Source organism: Saccharopolyspora sp. CA-218241, assembly GCF_050954615.1.
GTDB lineage: Bacteria > Actinomycetota > Actinomycetes > Mycobacteriales > Pseudonocardiaceae > Saccharopolyspora > Saccharopolyspora cebuensis.
Genome location: NZ_CP191860.1, coordinates 2,121,849 through 2,140,139, shown reverse-complemented (window position 1 = coordinate 2,140,139; position 18,291 = coordinate 2,121,849). Strand labels below are relative to the sequence as shown.

Sequence of the window (18,291 nt, the reverse complement as noted above, 5' to 3'; positions counted from 1 at the left end):
GAGCCGGTCAGTAGAGCTCGATCTTCAGCCGGGCGGTGCGGGCCCGGGAGACGCACAGCGCCAGCTGGTCGTTCGCCGCGCGGTCGGCCCTCGACAAGCAGCTGTCGCGATGGTCCGGGATCCCCTCCAGGACGCCGGATACGCAGGAGCCGCAGACGCCTTCCTCGCATGACTTGAAGACCTCGACGCCGTTGTCGCCCAGCACGGACAGGATGGAGCGGTCGGCGGGCACCTCGAACTCCTCGCCCGTGTCGAGCTCGACGGTGAACGCGGTGTCCGCGGTGCGGTCGACCTCGGCGGCGACGAAGTGCTCGACGTGCACGTGGTCCTCGCCCACGACCGGCCCCAAGGTCGCGCCGACCTGCGCCATGAACCCGTCGGGTCCGCAGGTGTAGACGTGGCTGGACGGGGTCAGGGCGCCGGCCCGCTCCTCGAGCACCGCGGGCCGGTCCGCGCGCGGCACTCCCCAGTGCAGGTGCACGCGGTCGCGGAACTCGACGCGGTGTTCCAGCAGGTCGGCGAAGGCCGCCTCGGACCGGGACCGGGCGAAGTAGTCCAGGGTGAACTCGGCGCCCCGCCGGTGCAGCTCGTAGGCCATGCTCAGCAACGGGGTGATCCCGATCCCGCCGGCCACCAGCAGGTGCCGGTCGGCGTCGGCGGCGACAGTGAGCAGGTTGCGCGGGGCGCCGATCTCCAGCACGTCCCCCACCCGCACGTCGTGCAGGGCCGCCGAACCGCCCCGCGACTCCGGTTCCCGCTTGACGGCGATCAGCCGCGACGCCGGGTCGTCCGGCCGGCTGCACAGCGAGTACTGGCGCAGCACACCCGTCGGGCCGACGACGTCGACGTGCGCGCCGGCCTCGTAGGGCCCCAGCGAGGACCCGTTCGCGGCGACCAGCCGCAGGCTGCGGACACCGGTCGCCTCCTCGGTGACCTCGCTGACGCGGACCGCGACGGTGGGCGTCATCGGAGCTCTCCCCTTTCCGGAGCAGATCGGGATGGTGCGGGTTCAGCGCAGGTAGAGCCCGCCGTTGACGTCCCAGCACGCGCCGGTGACCGAGATCGCCTCGGGCGAGGCGAGCAGCGCGACCATCCGGGCCACGAAGCCCGGGTCGCCGAGCCGGCCGACCGGGATGCCTGCGCGCAACCGCTCCAGCCCGTCGGCACCGACGACCTCGCGGACGGTGTCGCCGTCCTGCGGGCCCGGCGACACCGCGTTGACCGTGACCCCGCGTGCGGCCAGGTCCCGGGCGAACACCTTGGTCGTGGTCAGGACCGCGCCCTTGGAGGCGGCGTAGTGCGCGCCGGTGGCGGTGCCGCCGTTCTGACCGGCCAGCGATGCCATGTTCACGATCCGGCCGTAGCCCTGCTCGGCGAGGTGGGCGCCGAACACCTGGCAGGCCCGGAAGGTCCCGCCGAAGTTGACGTCCATCACCGCGTCGAGCTCGTCCGGTGCGATCTCCAGCACCGGGGTGGCCTGCGTGCGCGCCGCGTTGTTGACCAGCACGTGCACCGCGCCGAAGGCGTCCAGCACCCCGTGCAGCAGCCCGGCCGGTGCGGCCCGGTCGGCGACGTCGGCGGTGAACCCGCGCGCGGTCGTCCCGGTGCCGTCGAGCTTCTCGGCGAGCGCGTCGGCACCGTCGAGGTCGGCGACCGCGACCCGGTAGCCGTCGGCGTGCAACCGACGGACGATCGCCTGCCCCAGGCCGCGGGCGCCGCCGGTGACGACGGCGACCTGCGCGGTCACAGCAGGAACCCGGCGGCGGGCACCGCCGACTCGCTGTTGACCAGCCGGACGACCTTCCGCACGATCGCGTCCCCGGCCGGGTCCTGCGGCGACAGCCGGATCCGGTGCACCAGGTCGGCCGCCCAGATGTCGTGCCGGTCCCGCTTGAACGCGATCAGGACCTGCGCGGACCGGACGACGACCTCGGAATCCGACACCGACTCCGGCACGAAGCGGGACACGGTGCGCACGGTGCGGGCCGCGTCGACGGCGGCGATCGCGTACCCCTCGGTCATCCGGGTCACCCGCATCCGCCGCATCCGGGCGTCGTCGTAGACCATGTTGAGGACGTCGTCGAAGTCCTCGGTCTCCGGGTCGATCGGCACCACGTAGGTGCCGTCGGCGGCGTAGAGCTCCTCCCAGGCCAGGTAGGCCGCGCGGTCGAGCAGCTCGGCCTCGCGCCAGATCAGCTCGATCGCCCGGACCACCCGCGGGTCGGTCGTGGGCACCGCGGCGACCGGCGCGGGCGTCGTGGTCGTGTCAGTCATCGCTCATCATCGCCTTCCACTGCCGGTACGCGGCGCGCATGCCGGTCTCGTCGGTGACGTGCGAGGTCGGCCAGCCGCCCTGGCCCGCCTGCTCCCGGGCGAGGCCGCGGTTCACCAGGATCGGCATCTCCGGGTCCGCGGCGGCGCCGCGCTGCACCCGGTCCCAGCCCTCGGCGTCGTCCGGGGTGCCGAACCCGAACGGGCCCTGGAAGTGCTCGTGGATCCGCAGCCGTTCCCGGTTGGCGGCGTCGAGCTCCGGCGGGCCGTCCGGGCCGATCGCCACGTGCTCGATCCGCGTCTCGCCGACCGAAATGGGGCGCAGCACCCGGAAGAACGCCGCCGACATGGCCACGTTCGGGAACAGGTTCAGGTTGAACCCGGTGCCGTGCATCGCCCGGACGACCTTGCGCACCTGGGCCTGGTCCAGGGTTTCCGACAGCTCGGCGACGAGACCGTCGAACCGGCCCTGCAGGGGCTCGGAACCGTCGTCGGCGTCGAGGTCGGAGTGCTCGGGCACCATCTGCATCACGCTGTGCCCCCGACCCAGGTCGTGCGTGGTGCACTCCGGATCGGTCATGAACGACATCATGTTCGCGGTCTCGGCGTCCACCGAGGCCATCCACGAGCGGTGCACGATCGGGAAGTGGTAACCGTCGGTGGTGTTCTCCAGCTGGATCTTCCAGTTGCCGCGGAAGGTGAACTGGTGGCGGCCCAGCACCTTGATCGGATAGCCGCCGCCCTGCTTCATGAACCGGTCGATCCACAGCCGGGCGTCGCCCAGGAAGTCCTCCAGCGGTGGGGCGTCCTCCGCCAGCGTCGCGAAGATCATCCCGCCGTAGGACTCCGTGCGCAGGCGGCGCAGCGACAGGTCCTTCTTCTCCAGCACGCCCTCGTAGCCGTCCGGGTAGGGGATGCCGCGCAGCGCGCCGTCCAGGCCGTAGGACCAGGCGTGGTACGGGCAGGTGAACCCGTTGACCTGCCCGCTGGGCTTCTCGCACACGCTCGCACCGCGGTGCCGGCACCGGTTCAGCAGCGTGCGCACGGTGCCCTTGCGGTCCCGGACCACGATCACCGGCTGGCGGCCGACGTGGGTGGACTTGAACGAGCCGGCCTTCGGCAGCTCGCTGGTGTGCGCCACCCAAATCCACGCCCGCTCGAAGATCCGGTCCATCTCGAGCTCGAACAGCGCGGGGTCGGTGTAGAGCCGACCGGCCACCCGGTCCTCGCGGACCAGCTCGGCGGGTTCGGCACCGACGACGTTCTCGGTCATCGCTGGCCTCCGGTCACTCGGGGAGCGCGACGTCGTCGCGCACGGTGAGGGCCCGGCCGATCCGGGCCTCGATCTTGGCGAACCGCCACAGCTTCACCGCGCCGTCGCCGACGGGCGTCGTGCGGAACAGGCCGCAGGCGGTCTTGACGGTCTCCTGGGTGTCGACGTCGGCGAGCAGGTAGCAGGTCCACGGCCAGCCGTCGGACGGCCCGACCACGTGCGAGTCGTCGTCGATGTCGCCGATGAAGTCCACGCCGGGCAGCGCCTTGATGCCGTCCATCATGGACACGAACGCCTGCCAGACGTGGCCGTGCGTGATGCCGTCGGTGGGCAGGTCGAAGAAGTTCTGGTTGATGCCGATGCAGAACAGCACCCGGAGCGGGTGGGGGGCCATGCGGCTCTCCTCGTGGTGGTCGGTGCGCGTCAGCGGAAACCGGGACTGGTCGACGGGAGTCCCATCAGGACGGCCCCGGCGGCGTCGTAGATCGCCGGGCCGAGGAAGGCGTGCTGCTTGGGGACCAGGGCGTCGCCGAGCAGCCGCTGCAGCGGGTGCGTGGTGGCGATGGGTGCGGTCCCGGAGATCTCGACGAGCGCGCCGACCACGTCCGACGCGGTCTTCGCCAGGTGCGCCGAGGCGAGCCGGAGGTCCGCGTTCTGCTCGTCGCTGGCCGGGTCGCCGGCCAGGACGGTGGCCCAGACCTGCTCGCTGATGTCGTAGAACCAGGCGCGTGCCGAACGCAGCGCGGCCTCGGCGCGGGCGACCTCGGTGCGGTAGTACGGCCGGTCGGCCAGCTTCGGCGCCCCGGTGACGCCGGTGTAGCCGCCCCCGACCTCCTTGGCGTGGTCCAGCGCGGCCCGGGCGACACCGGCGCCGACGACGGCCAGCACCTGCGCGGCGTAGGCGATCGTCGGGTAGCGGTAGAGCGGGTCGTCGACCGTCGGCTCCCCGCCGCGCACGAACGTCCATTCCCTGGGCACCTCGACCCCGTCCACGACCAGGTCGAACGACCCGGTACCGCGCATCCCGACGACGTCCCACTCCGGCACGATCTCGACCTGCTCGGGCGAGAGCACCGCGGTCCGCGGCTTGCCCGCGGAGGCGTCGTCGCCGGGCATCCCGACCCCCAGCAGGTCCGCACCCATGCACCCGCTGGCGAACTTCCAGCGCCCGGAGAGCCGGAATCCCAGGTCGGTCTCCTCGCCGCGCTGCGGCGGGAACAGAGCCCCGGCGAATGCCAGGTCCGGGCCGTCGGCGTAGATCCGCTCCTGGGTCTCGACCGGCAGCGCCGCCAGGTAGGTCAGCGCCGAACCGAAGCTCGCCACCCAGCCGGTCGACCCGTCGACCTCGGAGATCCGCTCGATCCGGTGCAGGAACTCGGCCGGCGCGAGCGGCTCGCCGCCGAAGCGCGCCGGGGTGGCCGCCCGGTAGAGGCCGGTCTGCTTGAGCCGGACGACGAAGTCCCGGGGGACGTACCGCAGCCTGCGGAACTCGTCGCGGCGGTGGACCAGCTCGCCGAGGACCTCGTCCAGCGGAACGGTCTCGCCCGCGGGTGCCCGCGTCGTCGGAAGCGTTCGCCCTCCCGCTCCCTCGGTGTGCGGCATCGTGCCTCCTCGTCGTCGCGGTTGCCGGGATCGACCGTAGGAAGGACGACGCCTGCGCCGGAATCAGAACCATCCCTGCCCGGATAGGGGTGTCCCGCCCGTCGCGTAGGGAATTCCTTCAGCTCGACCCCGGGGAAATGTGACCTATGCTGTGCCGATGTCGGTCGACCCGAGCGCGCCGGAGATCGTCACCGCGGACCTGGCGACGCTGACGAACGCCAGCCGGACGTGCGTGCTGGTGCACGACGCCGCCACCAAGGACATCCTGTGGGCGAACCCGGCCGCCTGCGAGCTGCTCGGCTGGAGCCTCGACGAGCTGCGCCCGCTGAAGGCGAACCGCATGAGCAGCACCGCGCCCCAGTACCACCGGGTGCTCGGCCGGGCCTGGCTGCAGGACGCGGTGGAGCGGGGCACCAGCCGCATCGAGTGGCACTACCGCACGCGCAGCGGCCGGGTCGTCCCGACCGACGCGCTCGCGGTCCGGGTCGAGCTCGACCAAGGCCCCGCGGTGATGGTCGAGTTCCGCGACATCGAGCGGGAGCAGGCCACCGAGCAGGAGCTGCGCCGCACCACGTCGTCGATCGACGCCCTCGCCCGCCACACCTCGACGATCGCGCTCACCCTGGACACGTCCGGGACGGTGCGGTTCGCCACCGACACCGCGCTCGCCCTGCTCGGGATGGCTCCCGACGACATGGGCCGCCACCTCGGCGAGTTCGGCACGCTCCGCCGCGGTGGCCGACCGGCGGCCTGGGCGGACCTGGTCGAACGGGCCGACCCGACGATCGAGGTGCAACTGCTGGTGCCGCGCCCGGTCGGCAAGGCGGTGTGGCTGGAGGGGACCCTCGAACGGCTCGCCGAGCCCGACGGCGACGGCCTGCTGATGATCCTGCACGACGTCTCCGGGCGGGTGCACCGCGAGGAGCTGCGCGAGCGGGAACTGCACCGGGAGAACTACCTGGCCCGCTACACCGCCATGGGCGACATGGCGATGGCGATCGCGCACGAGCTGGGCCAGCCGCTGGCCGCGGCGGGCAACTTCCTGGCCGGGACCGGTCGGCACGCCGACGCGCTGGAGGGGGCCGGGACGTTGCCGCGGGAGTCGGCGGACCGGCTGCGCTTCGGGATCGGCAGCGCCGTCCGGCAGATCGACCGCGCCAGCGCGATCGTGGACGCCGTGCGCGTGTTCGTCGGCCACCTGGAGCACACCCGGCAGGTGGTCGACCTCAACGAGGTGGTCGACGAGTGCTCGTACTTCGTCCGCCTGCGGGCCGCGGAACCGGGGGTCCACGTCGAGGTGCGCAGGCACCCCGAGCCGCTGCCGACGCCGTGCGAGCGGGTGCTGACCGGCCAGGTGCTGCTCAACCTGTGCTTCAACGCGATCGACGAGATGGCGACCTGCCGGGACGTCGACCGCCGGTTGGAGGTCACGACGACCGTCCGGCACGGCGAGGCCGTCGTCACCGTCGACGACCGGGGCCGCGGGCTGCCGCACGACCCGTTCGCCGAGTCGTTCACCTCCAAGCAGCACGGCAGCGGGATCGGTCTGGCGCTGAGCTACCGCATCATCACCCGGCAGCACGGCCGCATCTGGGCCGAGCCCCGCCCGGGCGGCGGGTCCCGCTTCGGGTTCGCGCTCCCCCTCGCCGCCGAGCGCGCACCGGAGTAGGGGAAAGCCTCAGCAGGCCAGGAGGAAATCTCGATACCGGCGCCCGGCGGCCCGGCCGTAGGTTTCCGGTGCCCGTCCGCCGGAGCTCCGATCGGCCCGCCGACAGTCCAGGAGGAACCGTGCCCGAACCACCCCAGCCCGACTTCCGGTCGGAATTCCGGTCCGCCATGGCGAACCTGTCGGCCGCGGTCAACGTGATCACCACCGACGGCCCGCACGGGCGGGCGGGGATGACGGTCAGCGCGGCGTGCTCGGTCACCGACTCCCCACCGACGGTGCTGGTGTGCCTCAACCGCTCCAGCCGCTCGCACGGGGTGCTGGTCGGCAACGGCCGGCTCTGCGTGAACGTGCTGGCCGGCGAGCACGAGGCGCTCGCGAGGCACTTCGCCGGTGCGACCGGGGTACCGACCGAGCAGCGGTTCACCGACGACCGGTGGGACCTCGGCACCCATGGCGTGCCGGTGCTGCGCGGCGCCGCCGCCGCGGTGATCGGCCGGATCCGGGCCCGGCGCGAGCAGGGCTCGCACACCGTGCTGTTCGTCGACGTCGAGCAGGTCAGCACGCACGACGACGGCGGCGCGCTGGTCTACTTCCAGCGCCGGTTCCACAGCCTGGGAACGGCGCGGCTGACCGCCTGACCTGCCCGACCCGACCTGGAGGAGGCACCGTGACCCGAGTGGCCGACCATCGGATGACCCTGACCTGCTACAACGACACGCACGGCTACGGCTGGCGGCACGTCGACCTGTTCGTGCACGACGCCGCGGGCCGCGAGGTGAACTGGGTGCACTGGCAGGTCGCGCAGGACGGCCCGGACGAGGCCGACCGCGTCACCGCCCGGGTCGAACCGACGTTGCGGCGCACCTCGGAGTGGCGGCACGGGGTGAGCGCGAGCGGGATGGACTACTGGGTCGCCGACGCCGCGTGGGACGACGAGTGAGCGCCCCCGGGTTCCGGCCCTGGTCGCTGCGCGAGCTCGCCGGTGAACTGGCCGCGGGCGCGACCACGCCGACCGCCGCGCTGGCCCGCGCCCGGGACCGGGTCGCCGCGACCGACCAGCGGCTGCGGGCCTGGGTCGTGCCCCCGGCGCCACCCGGTTCCGGTGCGGTGCCGGGCTCCGGACCGCTGGGCGGCGTGCCGCTGGGGGTCAAGGACATCATCGACGTCGCCGGGCTGCCGACCCGGTGCGGCTCGTCGCTGCGCGCGGACGCCGCACCCGCCGGTTCGGACGCCGCCGTCGTGCGCGCCTGGCGGGCGGCCGGCGCCGTTGCGGTCGGCAAGACCGCCACCACCGAGTTCGCCTACTTCTCCCCCGGTCCGACGGCGAATCCGGCCGCGCTCGGGCGTACCCCCGGCGGGTCGTCGAGCGGTTCGGCCGCGGCCGTCGCGGCCGGTCAGGTGCCGCTCGCGCTCGGCTCGCAGACCGCGGGGTCGGTGACCCGCCCGGCGTCGTTCTGCGGGGTCGCCGCGCTGGTGCTCTCGCACGGCAGGATCCCGGTCGACGGCGTCACCGGGCTGAGTCCGAGCCTGGACAGCCACGGCGTGTTCGCCGCCCGCACCGCGGACCTGGCGCTGGCCTTCGCCGCGCTCACCGGCGAGCCCGACGCCGCCGCACGCCCGCCCCGGCTGCTGTTCTGGGAGCCGCCGGCGGTGGCGCCGGCGATGCGGGACGCCCTGCGCAGCGCCCGGGACCGGCTCGGCGCGGCCGGAGCCGTGGTCGAGGACCTCCCCGAACCGCGGCGGATCGACGCGCTGACCGCCGCGCACCCGGTGGTGATGGCGGCCGAGGCCGCCGTCGAACGCGCCGCCGAGCTGGCCCGGGCCGACGAGCTGAGCGCGCCGCTGGCCGAGCTGCTGCGCCGCGGCGCCGCCACCTCCGCCGAGGACCTGCGCGCGGCCCGCGCGGTGGTGGACGAGGGGCGCGACCGGATCGGCTCGCTGCTCGCCTCCTGCGACGCGATCATCGGACCGGCCGCTCCCGGACCGGCCCCGGAGGGGCTGGCCGCCACCGGTGACCCGGTGCTGAGCCGACCGTGGCAGGCGCTCGGCCTGCCCGCGCTCACCGTGCCCGGGCTGGCCAGCCCGGACGGCCTCCCGCTCGGCGTGCAGCTGATCGGGTCCGTCCGCGGCGAGACAGCGCTGCTCGGGACCGGGCGCTGGGTGGAGTCCGCGCTCGACGGGGGCTGAGCTCAGACCTCGATCCGGTGCGTCAGGACGTCGCGCATCAGCGCGGCCAGGCTGTCCGCCCCGGTCTTGGCCTTGATCCGGGCCCGGTGCACGTCGATCGTCTTGACGCTGGTGCCCAGCCGCCGCGCGACCGCCTGGCTGGCCATGCCCTCGATCACCAGCCGCAGCACCTCGCGCTCGCGCTGGGTCAGCTCGCCGAGCCGGCGCAGCACGTCGCGGCGCTCGGCGTCGGCGACGAAGCGCTCCCTGGCCAGCCCCTGCTGCCGCTGCACGATCTCCAGGATCCGCTGCGGCTCGTAGGGCTTCTCCAGGAAGTCGACCGCACCGTTGTTCAGCGCGCGGACCGACATGGGGATGTCGCCGTGCGCGGAGCAGAAGATCACCGGAGCCGGGTAGCCGCGACCGGCCAGTTCCTCCTGGAGCTGGAACCCGCTCATGCCCGGCATCCGGACGTCGACGATGACGACGGCCGGCTCGGCCGGGTCGAACTCGGCGAGGAACGCGGGGGCGTCCGGGTAGTCGAGCGCCTGGATGCCGACGCTGGCGAGCAGGAACCGCAGCGACTGCCGCAGGTCGTCATCGTCGTCGACGATGTGGACGACCGGCTCGGTCGGTTCGGCGGCGGTCACGGCCGCATGAGGACCGAGGCCGACGGGTGGTCGCTCACCCACCCGGCCGCCAGCGGCGCGACGAACACGTTCTCGGTCCGGGTCCGGGAGATCTTCCAAGTCGCGCCCACCTTGCGGAAGGCGTTGTTCAGCCGGCTGGAGCGCAGCAGCGACGAGCCGTCGGAGAACAGCCAGGGCTGCACGTGGATCCACTGCCCGGTCGCGGTGTCGCCGTCGACGTGGATCTGCTCGGAGGTCAGGTAGTGCGCGTTCAGCACCAGGGCGGGGTCCCGGTCCCGACCCCAGAAACCCTCGAAGTGCCTGCGCACCGCGTCCGCTCCCTCCGCCCGGCCGAACTGGCCGTCATAGTACTCCCCCACGCCCTCCCAGACGGCGTCCTCGGTGTAGAGGTCCATGAGCAGGTCGATGCGCTGGGCGTCGTCGGTGACCCCGTACTCCGGGACCGGGCTGTCGCACAGGAACACGTAGCGCGCTTGCAGGCGGCGGATGTCCGCCTCGGCTTCCAGGACCTCGACCCGGCGGGTCAGCGCGGCGATCGCCTCGCTCGTCTCGCTCATCGGTTCCTCTCCTCGCGGCTCGAAGCCTCGGCCCGTCCCACCGTCGGACGCGGTCCGGCTCCCGGGCAATGGGAAGAAGTACCTATGGCGGGCCGGGAAACCTTGCCGGCGCGGAAGGGTTCAGCCGATGTCCGGGCGGCCCGGACCGCTCTAGCGTTCACCCCCGATCCGTCGGCTCGACAGGAACGGAGACCGATCGTGGACGATGCCGCCACGCCCCGGACCGCTGACCCGGCCTCGCCCGGGATGCCGTCGGCCCGCCGGTACGTCGTCGCCTCGGTCGTCGGCAACGCCCTGGAGTGGTACGACTTCTTCCTCTACGCGACGGCGGCCTCGATCGTCTTCGGGCAGCTGTTCTTCCCGGCGGTCGGCGATCCGCTGATCGCGACGCTCGCCTCGCTCGCCGGTCTCACGGTCGGGTTCCTGGCCCGGCCGTTCGGCGGGGTCGTGTTCGGTCACATCGGCGACCGGTTCAGCCGGCGTTCCGCGCTGGTGGCGACGCTGTGCATGATGGGCGTCGCGACGTTCCTGATCGGCTTGTTGCCGACCTACGCCACCGCGGGCGCCTGGGCACCCGTCCTGCTCGTCGCGCTCCGGGTCGTGCAGGGCGTCGCCGCCGGTGGCGAATGGGGCGGTGCCGTGCTGATGATCAGCGAGAACGTCCCCGCCGAACGCCGCGGTTTCCTGTCCGCGTGGAGCCAGGCCGGACTCGCGCTCGGGTTCGTGCTCTCCTCGGGCGTCTTCCTGCTCACCCAGCTCTCGATGGGCGAGCAGGCCTTCCTCGACTGGGGCTGGCGGATCCCGTTCCTGATCAGCCTCGCGATCGTCGGGGTCGGGGCGTACATCCGGTTCCGGATCCCGACGGACCAGGTCGGCAGCGAATCCGCGCACGGGGCCGGCCGACCCCGGCTGCCGGTGGTGGAAGTCGTCCGCACGCACCGGCGCAGCCTGCTGCTGGCGATGGCCCTGCGGATCGCCGAGAACGGCGGCGCCTACATCTTCCTGACGTTCGCGCTGGCCTACGGCGCGCACGTCGGCGTCCCGCAGGAGCTGCTGCTGCTCGGCGTCATGCTGTCGATGACCTTCGCGGTCGGGAGCATGCTGCTGTTCGGGCACCTGTCCGACCGGATCGGCCGCCGGCCGGTCTACTCCGGCGGTGCGCTGGGCCTGGCGGTGCTGGCGTTCCCCTTCTTCTGGATGCTCGACACGACCGCCCCGGCGCTCGTGCTGCTCGCGTTCTTCCTGGGCAACGGCGTGTGCCACGCCGCGATGATCGGGGTGCAGCCGGCGTACTTCACCGAGTTGTTCAGCCCCGAAGTGCGCTACTCCGGGCTGTCGCTGGCGCACGAACTGGCAGCGGTGCTGGCCGGCGGCCTGTCGCCGCTGATCGCCACCGCACTGCTGGCCGCGACCGGCAGTTCCGTCCCCATCGCGCTCTACGTGATCGGTCTGGCCGCGATCACGCTCATCGCGCTGCTGGTGTCGCGCCACTGGTCCCACGGCGAAACCACCCGCCCCGCACCGACCGCCGCGGCGGAGGACGCGCGCTGAACAGCTCCGCTGTCAGGCCGCCTCGTCGGTGTAGAAGTGCTCGCCGCGCACCGAGGCCTCGCGCGCGTAGACGTCGAAGTCCTCAGCCATGCCGGGCTGCGGGCTGCTCATTCTGCGTCTGTCTCCTGGTCGCCGGGGGCTTCGCCCATGGGGCGTCCGGTCCAGCGCTCCCAGAGGGTGGCGATGGAGGCGTAGTCGAGCCGGCCGAGCCCTTCGGCGACGCCGAGCTCGTAGACGGTGTGCGCGCCCTGGATGCCGAACAGCGGCACGCCGCCATCCTGGGCCATGGCCAGTGCGAGCGTGGAGTCCTTGCGGGCGGCTTCGGTGGGCATGCCGCCGTCGTAGTCGCCGCGCAGGACGCGCTCGGCGAAGCGGTGCGTGAGCGGGCGGGTCAGGCCGGCCTCGGGTCCGGACAGCAGCGAGGCCAACGCCGAGCCGGAGACCCCGGTCGCCGCGCCCAGCGCACCGGCCTCGGCGAGCACCACCATCACCGCGTGCGCCACCGCGTTGTTGATCACCTTCGCGGCCATGCCGCTGCCCACCGGGCCGAAGCGCAGGACGCTCCCGCTGATCGCCTCCAGCACCCCGGCCACCCGGTCCACAGCGGACTCGTCGCCGCCGACCAGCAGCGTCGCGGTGCCCTCGGCCATCTGCGCCACGCCCGAGAGGATCGCGGCATCCACGATGCCGATGCCGTGCGCGGCGCAGAGCTCCCGCTCCGCCGCCATGTCCGCGGGGCTGACCGTGCTGGTCTCCATGATCACCGCACCCGCGCGCATCCGCGGCGCCAGCTCGGCGATCACCTGGCGCGAGATCTTCGGTGCGGGCAGGGAGAGCAGCACGACGTCGGATGCCGCCAACTCGCCCACCGCACCGACGGCGGTGATCCGCGGATGCTCGACGGCCGGTGCGACCCGCGCCGGGTCGAGGTCGAACACGCGCAGCGGACCACGCGCGGCGAGGCGACCGGCGACGGCGCCACCCATGTTCCCCAGGCCGCACAACGAGACGGTGTCGCTCAAGGCGTTCTCCTTTCCGGTTCCGCACAGAACGGCGTTCTTCGCCCCGTGGTTCAGAGGCGGATCGCGAAGGGGTCCGGGGTCCGGCCGCTCAGGTCGACCATCACGTTCTTCGTGCTCAGGTACTCGTGCAGCGCTTCCTCGCCGCGTTCCCGGCCGTAACCGGATTTCCGGGTACCGCCGAACGGCGCCTGCGCGGCGCTGGCCCGGTAGGTGTTCACCCACACCGTCCCCGCCCGCAGTCGCCGGGCGACCCGGTGGGCGCGGGTCAGGTCGTTGGTCCAGACCCCCGATGCGAGCCCGAAGTCGCTGTCGTTGGCGATCGCGACGGCCTCGTCGTCGTCGCGGAACGGGATCGCGCTGAGCACCGGCCCGAAGATCTCCTCGCGGGCCAGCGCCGAGGTGTTGGCGACGTCGGCGAACACGGTCGGCCGCACGAACAACCCCTCGCCCAGGGCCGGGTCGTCGACCGGCTCGGCACCGACGACCGCGCGCGCCCCGGAATCGACACCGGCGTCGATGGCGCGTTGGATGCGGTCGCGCTGCGGCCGGTTGGCGACCGGGCCCATCTGGGTTCGCGGGTCCATCGGATCGCCGAGGCGGATCTCGGCGGCCCGCGCCGCGACCGCCACCACCACCTGCTCGTAGATCGACTCGTGCACCAGCAACCGGCTCCCGGCGATGCAGGTCTGCCCGCCCGCGGCGAAGATCCCGGCGACCGCGCCGGCGACCGCGCGATCCAGGTCGGCGTCGGCGAACACGATGTTCGGCGACTTGCCGCCGAGTTCCAGGGTGACCGGGACCAGGTTCTTCGCGGCGGCAGCGGCGATCGCACTGCCGGTCGGCACGCTCCCGGTGAAGCTGATCCGGTCCAGGTCGGGGTGCTCGGTCAGGGCGACCCCGGCCTGCCGGTCGCCGGTGACGACGTTGACCACGCCCGGCGGGAAACCGGCCTGCTCGATCAGGTCGGCCATCCGCAGCGTGGTCGCCGAGGCGTGCTCCGAGGGCTTGACGACGACGCAGCACCCGGCGGCCAGCGCCGGCGCGAGCTTGTTGGCCAGCAGCTGCATCGGGGAGTTCCACGCGGTGATCAGCGCGGCGACACCGATCGGCTCCGCCACCGTGTAGTCCAAGGTCTCCGGGTCGTCCAGCGGAATGGTGCGCCCGTACAGCTTGTCGGCGCAGCCGGCGAAGAACCGGTAGTTGCGCGCGGCGAAGCGCGCTTGGCCGGTCGTTTCGCGGACCAGCTTGCCGTTGTCGGTGGACTCCAACGCCCCGAGTTCGTCGGCGTGCTCGTCCACCAGCGCGGCGAGCCGGTTCATCAGTTCCGCACGCCGGACGCCCGGAGTGGTCGACCAGTCGCCGTCGAAGGCGGCGCGGGCCGCGGCCACCGCGGCGTCGACGTCCTGCGGGCTCGCGTCCGGGATGGTGGCGAACTCCTCCGCCGTGAAGGGGTTGACCGCGGGCAGCTCCTGCCCGGTGGACGCCCCCACCCGCTGCCCACCGACGAGCATCCGGTACCTGGGATCGGTCATCAGGCGCACTCCCTGGGCGTGTTGGTCGGTCGACGTCGCAGTGCGCGGTACCGAACACCTCCACAGCCCCCGGACCGCAGCGGTACGCTCTTGTATACAGAAGAATACGCACAGTGCGGCGGCACGTGTCAAGACTCGATGGCGCGTCGCCGAGTTCGGCAGCGCAGACCTCTTGACGCGGCGCAGCGCCTACGTATCCTCCTGCATGCAGTCGTGCACCGCTGTGCTCGCGCAGCTTCCGCTCGCCTTCCGACCCGCGGGGAGGAACACCGATGACCGCTGCGATCGCGACCAGCGTGGGTTGCCTGCTCCTGATGTTCACCTTGGCCATCGCCTTCAACGTCAACATCGGCGCGCTCGGCTTCGTCGCCGCGCTGGTGGTCGCCACGGTCGGCGGCCTGTCCGCGGACCAGGTGCTGGAGTCCTTCCCCGCCGACATCTTCGTGCTGATCGCCGGGGTCACCTACCTGTTCGCGATCGCCCGGGAGAACGGCACCGTCGAGCTCATCATCCGCACCGGGGTGCGGCTGGTCGCCGGCAAGGTCGCGTTGATCCCCGTGGTGTTCGGCGTGCTCGCCGCGGTGCTGGTGGCCTTCGGCGTCTTCCCGTCCGCGGCGCTCGCGCTGCTGGCCCCGCTGGCGATGACCTTCGCCGCGCAGTACCGGGTCAGCCCGCTGCTGATGGGCCTGCTCGTGCTGCACGGCGTCAACGCGACAGCGATGTCGCCGCTGAACTCCTACGGCGCGGTCACGCGGAGCGTGCTGACCGATTCCGGGTTGGCCGACGTGTCGATCTGGACCGTGTTCAGCCTGTTCCTGGCGATGTACCTGCTGCTGATGACGGTCGTGTACTTCGCCTTCGGCGGCCTGCGCCTGATCCGGTACGGCCACGGCGGGGAACCCGCGGTCGACGGCGTCGACGTGGAGGTGACCACGGGCGAGGTCACCGGCGAGCAGCGGGCGACCTTGCTGGCCATCGCCGCGTTGATGGTGCTGGCGCTGGGTTTCGGCCTCGACGTCGGGATCACCGCCTTCGGTCTCGGCGCGCTGCTCACCCTGCTGTTCCCGAAACGGGCCGACGGCGCGGTCCAAGGCATCTCGTGGAGCGTCATCCTGCTGACGTCGGGGCTGTTCGTCTTCGTCGGCGTCGCGGAGGAAGTCGGCGCGATCGCTTACGCCTCCCACGCGATCGGCAGCTTGGGCGACCCGGTGGTGACGACGCTGCTGGCGTTCCTGACCGGCGGGGTCGTCTCGGCCTTCGCCTCCACCACCGCGACGCTCGGCGCGACGTTCCCCATCCTGATCCCACCGCTGCAGGCCGCCGACTTCGCGCACATACCCGGTGCGGTGGCCGGTTTCGGCGTCGCGGCCAGCGTCGTCGACGTCAGCCCCACCTCACCCAGCGGAGCGATGCTGATGGCCAACGTCCGCAACCGCGCCAAGCAGGTCTACTTCCGCCAGCTCGTGTACTACGCGGGCGCGATGCTCGTGACCGGTTCGGTCGTGCCGTGGCTCCTGCTGGTCGTGCTCGGCCTCGGGTGACCGGACTACCCGTTCGCGCGTGCCCCGCGGCCGTGCGCCTTCTTCTCCTTGATGCGCGCCGCCTCCTTGCGGACTTCGCCCTGGAGGGCGCGTTCCCGCCGGAGCCACCCGGGCATGTCCGCCTTCAGGGCGTTGATCTGCTCCGTGGTGAGCGGGTCGGTGATCCCGCCGCGGGCGAGGCCGCCGATGGAGACGCCCAGCCGGGCCGCGACGACCGGCCGCGGGTGGGGTCCGTCGCGCCGCAGCTCCTGCAGCCACTCCGGCGGGGCCTCCTGCAAGGCGTTCAGCTCGTCGCGCGAGACGACCCCCTCCTGGAATTCCGCGGGCGTGGCCTCGAGGTGCACGCTCAGCTTCTTCGCCGCGGTCGCGGGCTTCATCGTCTGCGGGGTCTTGCGCGCCGTCATGTCCCCAGGGTAACCACCGTGCGCACGCCCCCTGCGGCCACGCCCGGTAGTCTGCCCACGTGATGGGTCCGGACGCGCCTCCCGCCTTCACCCTCGCGCACGTACCGGGGGTGACGCCCGACAAGTGGGTGCGGAAGTGGAACGAGCGGGTGCCCGACGTCCCGCTGGTCCTCGCGCAGGTGCCCGCCGCCGAAGCCGCCGACGCGGTGCGGGACCGCGACGCCGACGCGGTCCTCCTCCGGCTGCCGACGGACCGCACGGGCCTGCACGCGATCCCGCTCTACACCGAGACGACCGTGGTCGTGACCCCGAAGGACCACCTGGTCACCGCGGCCACCGAGGTCTGCGCCGACGATCTCGCCGACGACGTCGTCCTGCACCCCCTCGACGACGTCCTCGACTGGCAGCAGCCGCCCGGACGGCCGGCGATCGAGCGCCCGGCCACGACCGGGGCGGCGATCGAACTGGTGGCCGCCGGAGTGGGCCTGCTCGTCGTCCCGCAGTCGCTCGCCCGGCTGCACCACCGCAAGGACCTCACCTACCGACCGGTCACGGACGCCCCGCAATCGCGCGTCGCGCTGTCCTGGCTGGAGGACGAGACCACCGATCTGATGGAGCAGTTCATCGGGATCGTCCGCGGCCGGACCGTCAACAGCACCCGCGGCCGGCCGCCGCCCCCGCCGTCGGCGAAGCGCACGCGGTCCGACAGCACCAAGCCGACGGCGCGCACCAGGCGGAGCGGGCAGCGACCGCGGCCCCGCCGCCGGGGCGGCGGCGGGAAACCCCGTCGGCGCTCGTAGCGGCCCGAGGACGCCGGGCGGCCTGCGGCCCGCGCACGCCACCGCCAGTCTTCGCCAGTCACACATCGTGCGCCGTGCGTACACGTTCAGCGCGCGACCGGCTGGTCGTCGACCCGCACGCCGCAGCGGGATCGGTACCCGGCATCGAAGCACGCGAAGGGCGTCGTGGTGAACTCGGCTGCGCTCCTCGCCCAGGTCTTCGGTGGGTTCATGCTTCCACGTCGGCGGGCCGGACGTTGACGAGATCCACGGCGTGTCCGGACGCGGGCAAGGCGATGGCGTCGCGCAGCCGTGAGCTGCGTCGCGATGCTCCCTTCGGCGACCGGAACAGCAACAGCACGATGGCGCAGTCCTCGATGGGTTCCTGCTCCAGCGCTCCCCACCGCGCGGCGGACTCGCGCGGGTCGACCGTGTTCAGGGCGTCGTTGATCAACCCGTCCACTCGCGGGGTGCCGTACTGGCCGCAATTCGCCGTACCGCGCCAGTCGCTCGACTGGAACAACGGCTGCAGGAACACTCGGGCGTTGTCGTGGCACCAGCTCGGCGACCAGGACGTGCACGCGAGGTCCCACGCTCCCTCCCGGGCCCGCGCCGGATCGTCGAGCAGCTCGCGGTACTCGTCGAGCGGCAGCTCCGTAACCACCACCGAAACCCCGATCCTCGCCAGGTCCTGCGCGCAAGACCGGGTGATCTCCGGGTACGGGGGGACAGCCGGGCATACCGCGATCAGCTTGTGCTCGCCGGTCCAACCCGCCTCCGCCAACGTTCTACCCGATTCGCCCGGCGCCGCCACGGGAGGCCTCTCCCGGACGTGGTGGCCATCGTTGCCGGTCGGGACGATCGACCACGCGGGATGCGCGGTCCACCCGGGGTCGACCCGAGCCGCCAGCTCCGCGACTCCCTCCCGGTCGATGGCACCCGCGAGGGCACGCCTGATCTGCCGTCGGCCCAACACCTCGTCAGCTCGCGGGCCGATGACATTGAAGGCGAGGTACGGATCCAACGCGTACCCGGTCTCCGAACCGCCGATCGGAACACCTTCTTGGGGAAGAAGCACCCCCCACGGCAGATCGGCGGATCCGGCCGCCAAGTGGCCGGAAATGACCTCAGGTTCGGCCGACCCGACCACCACCTCGGCCCGGTCCCATGCCTGCCTGCGGATCGGGTCGGTCTCCTGCCGCCATACCGGGTTCCGCTCGAACACGAGTCGCGCGTCCGACACCTCGACTGGCCGGTACGGGCCAGTGGAACGA

The 18,291-nt window shown here is 72.6% G+C and carries 19 protein-coding genes; 7 read left to right on the top strand and 12 right to left on the bottom strand.

The window, feature by feature from the left end; translation table 11 throughout:
- Positions 1-7 precede the first annotated feature (7 nt).
- The 6 genes from ACQP0T_RS10480 to ACQP0T_RS10455 are packed head-to-tail and all read right to left on the bottom strand — an operon-like array spanning position 8 to position 5,146.
- A complete protein-coding gene (locus ACQP0T_RS10480; protein WP_433872534.1) occupies positions 8-967 on the bottom strand; it encodes a PDR/VanB family oxidoreductase in 960 nt (319 codons plus the stop codon).
- Positions 968-1,009: 42 nt separating this feature from the next.
- Positions 1,010-1,747, bottom strand: coding sequence for an SDR family NAD(P)-dependent oxidoreductase (locus tag ACQP0T_RS10475; protein ID WP_433872532.1), 738 nt, complete (start codon positions 1,745-1,747; stop codon positions 1,010-1,012).
- Positions 1,744-2,274 carry an aromatic-ring-hydroxylating dioxygenase subunit beta gene (locus tag ACQP0T_RS10470; RefSeq protein WP_433872530.1) on the bottom strand — a complete coding sequence of 177 codons (531 nt, stop codon included), beginning with the start codon at positions 2,272-2,274 and terminating at the stop codon, positions 1,744-1,746. Before ACQP0T_RS10470 ends, ACQP0T_RS10475 begins: the two co-directional genes overlap by 4 nt.
- Entirely contained in the window at positions 2,267-3,544 is a 1,278-nt protein-coding gene (locus ACQP0T_RS10465) for an aromatic ring-hydroxylating oxygenase subunit alpha (RefSeq protein ID WP_433872529.1), read from the bottom strand. The genes ACQP0T_RS10470 and ACQP0T_RS10465 overlap by 8 nt, the downstream gene beginning before the upstream one ends.
- Positions 3,545-3,557: 13 nt before the next feature.
- Positions 3,558-3,938: a hypothetical protein gene (locus ACQP0T_RS10460; RefSeq protein WP_433872528.1), complete on the bottom strand. Its 381-nt coding sequence runs from the start codon at positions 3,936-3,938 to the stop codon at positions 3,558-3,560.
- 29 nt (positions 3,939-3,967) lie between these two features.
- Entirely contained in the window at positions 3,968-5,146 is a 1,179-nt protein-coding gene (locus ACQP0T_RS10455) for an acyl-CoA dehydrogenase family protein (protein WP_433872527.1), read from the bottom strand.
- Positions 5,147-5,303: 157 nt separating this feature from the next.
- On the opposite strand from ACQP0T_RS10455, the gene ACQP0T_RS10450 reads away from it, so the two are divergent.
- The 4 genes from ACQP0T_RS10450 (at position 5,304) to ACQP0T_RS10435 (ending at position 9,002) form a co-directional block, all read left to right on the top strand.
- Positions 5,304-6,815: an ATP-binding protein gene (locus ACQP0T_RS10450; RefSeq protein WP_433872525.1), complete on the top strand. Its 1,512-nt coding sequence runs from the start codon at positions 5,304-5,306 to the stop codon at positions 6,813-6,815.
- A gap of 119 nt (positions 6,816-6,934) precedes the next feature.
- On the top strand, positions 6,935-7,453 hold the full coding sequence (locus tag ACQP0T_RS10445) for a flavin reductase (RefSeq protein WP_433872524.1): 519 nt from the start codon (positions 6,935-6,937) through the stop codon (positions 7,451-7,453).
- Positions 7,454-7,482: 29 nt separating this feature from the next.
- Positions 7,483-7,755: a hypothetical protein gene (locus ACQP0T_RS10440; protein ID WP_433872523.1), complete on the top strand. Its 273-nt coding sequence runs from the start codon at positions 7,483-7,485 to the stop codon at positions 7,753-7,755.
- Positions 7,752-9,002 (top strand): amidase family protein, encoded by a 1,251-nt coding sequence (locus tag ACQP0T_RS10435; protein ID WP_433872522.1) that lies wholly within the window; start codon positions 7,752-7,754, stop codon positions 9,000-9,002. Before ACQP0T_RS10440 ends, ACQP0T_RS10435 begins: the two co-directional genes overlap by 4 nt.
- A gap of 2 nt (positions 9,003-9,004) precedes the next feature.
- On the opposite strand, the gene ACQP0T_RS10430 is transcribed toward ACQP0T_RS10435, so the two are convergent.
- The gene (locus tag ACQP0T_RS10430; RefSeq protein WP_433872520.1) at positions 9,005-9,631 is read right to left on the bottom strand and encodes a response regulator transcription factor; all 627 of its coding nucleotides are present in this window, start codon (positions 9,629-9,631) and stop codon (positions 9,005-9,007) included.
- Positions 9,628-10,188, bottom strand: coding sequence for a nuclear transport factor 2 family protein (locus ACQP0T_RS10425; RefSeq protein WP_433872519.1), 561 nt, complete (start codon positions 10,186-10,188; stop codon positions 9,628-9,630). Before ACQP0T_RS10425 ends, ACQP0T_RS10430 begins: the two co-directional genes overlap by 4 nt.
- A 198-nt stretch (positions 10,189-10,386) precedes the next feature.
- Between ACQP0T_RS10425 and ACQP0T_RS10420 the strand changes: the two genes are divergently transcribed.
- A complete protein-coding gene (locus ACQP0T_RS10420) occupies positions 10,387-11,739 on the top strand; it encodes an MFS transporter (protein WP_433872517.1) in 1,353 nt (450 codons plus the stop codon).
- Between the two features lie 107 nt (positions 11,740-11,846).
- On the opposite strand, the gene ACQP0T_RS10415 is transcribed toward ACQP0T_RS10420, so the two are convergent.
- Together ACQP0T_RS10415 and ACQP0T_RS10410 are read right to left on the bottom strand one after the other, a co-directional pair.
- The gene (locus ACQP0T_RS10415; RefSeq protein ID WP_433872516.1) at positions 11,847-12,761 is read right to left on the bottom strand and encodes an NAD(P)-dependent oxidoreductase; all 915 of its coding nucleotides are present in this window, start codon (positions 12,759-12,761) and stop codon (positions 11,847-11,849) included.
- A 50-nt stretch (positions 12,762-12,811) separates the two neighbouring features.
- A complete protein-coding gene (locus ACQP0T_RS10410; protein ID WP_433872514.1) occupies positions 12,812-14,293 on the bottom strand; it encodes an aldehyde dehydrogenase in 1,482 nt (493 codons plus the stop codon).
- A gap of 272 nt (positions 14,294-14,565) precedes the next feature.
- Between ACQP0T_RS10410 and ACQP0T_RS10405 the strand changes: the two genes are divergently transcribed.
- A complete protein-coding gene (locus tag ACQP0T_RS10405) occupies positions 14,566-15,834 on the top strand; it encodes an SLC13 family permease (protein ID WP_433872513.1) in 1,269 nt (422 codons plus the stop codon).
- Positions 15,835-15,839: 5 nt separating this feature from the next.
- Here ACQP0T_RS10405 and ACQP0T_RS10400 read toward each other — a convergent pair whose 3' ends face one another.
- Positions 15,840-16,238, bottom strand: a complete 399-nt coding sequence (locus ACQP0T_RS10400; protein ID WP_433872512.1) for a DUF5997 family protein — start codon at positions 16,236-16,238, stop codon at positions 15,840-15,842.
- Positions 16,239-16,300: 62 nt separating this feature from the next.
- Here ACQP0T_RS10400 and ACQP0T_RS10395 point away from each other — a divergent pair, with 62 nt between their 5' ends.
- Positions 16,301-17,038, top strand: a complete 738-nt coding sequence (locus ACQP0T_RS10395; protein WP_433873661.1) for a LysR family transcriptional regulator substrate-binding protein — start codon at positions 16,301-16,303, stop codon at positions 17,036-17,038.
- A gap of 208 nt (positions 17,039-17,246) precedes the next feature.
- Here the strand turns inward: ACQP0T_RS10395 and ACQP0T_RS10390 are convergent, their stop codons facing one another.
- Entirely contained in the window at positions 17,247-18,260 is a 1,014-nt protein-coding gene (locus ACQP0T_RS10390) for an ABC transporter substrate-binding protein (protein WP_433872510.1), read from the bottom strand.
- Between the last annotated feature and the right edge of the window lie 31 nt (positions 18,261-18,291).

Bases quoted from the DNA above. Each gene is read 5' to 3' on its own strand.
- ACQP0T_RS10480 (WP_433872534.1), bottom strand. From the start codon at position 967: ATGACGCCCACCGTCGCGGTCCGCGTCAGCGAGGTCACCGAGGAGGCG.
- ACQP0T_RS10470 (WP_433872530.1), bottom strand. From the start codon at position 2,274: ATGACTGACACGACCACGACGCCCGCGCCGGTCGCCGCGGTGCCCACG.
- ACQP0T_RS10465 (WP_433872529.1), bottom strand. From the start codon at position 3,544: ATGACCGAGAACGTCGTCGGTGCCGAACCCGCCGAGCTGGTCCGCGAG.
- ACQP0T_RS10460 (WP_433872528.1), bottom strand. From the start codon at position 3,938: ATGGCCCCCCACCCGCTCCGGGTGCTGTTCTGCATCGGCATCAACCAG.
- ACQP0T_RS10455 (WP_433872527.1), bottom strand. From the start codon at position 5,146: ATGCCGCACACCGAGGGAGCGGGAGGGCGAACGCTTCCGACGACGCGG.
- ACQP0T_RS10450 (WP_433872525.1), top strand. From the start codon at position 5,304: ATGTCGGTCGACCCGAGCGCGCCGGAGATCGTCACCGCGGACCTGGCG.
- ACQP0T_RS10425 (WP_433872519.1), bottom strand. From the start codon at position 10,188: ATGAGCGAGACGAGCGAGGCGATCGCCGCGCTGACCCGCCGGGTCGAG.
- ACQP0T_RS10410 (WP_433872514.1), bottom strand. From the start codon at position 14,293: ATGACCGATCCCAGGTACCGGATGCTCGTCGGTGGGCAGCGGGTGGGG.
- ACQP0T_RS10405 (WP_433872513.1), top strand. From the start codon at position 14,566: ATGACCGCTGCGATCGCGACCAGCGTGGGTTGCCTGCTCCTGATGTTC.
- ACQP0T_RS10400 (WP_433872512.1), bottom strand. From the start codon at position 16,238: ATGACGGCGCGCAAGACCCCGCAGACGATGAAGCCCGCGACCGCGGCG.
- ACQP0T_RS10395 (WP_433873661.1), top strand. From the start codon at position 16,301: ATGGGTCCGGACGCGCCTCCCGCCTTCACCCTCGCGCACGTACCGGGG.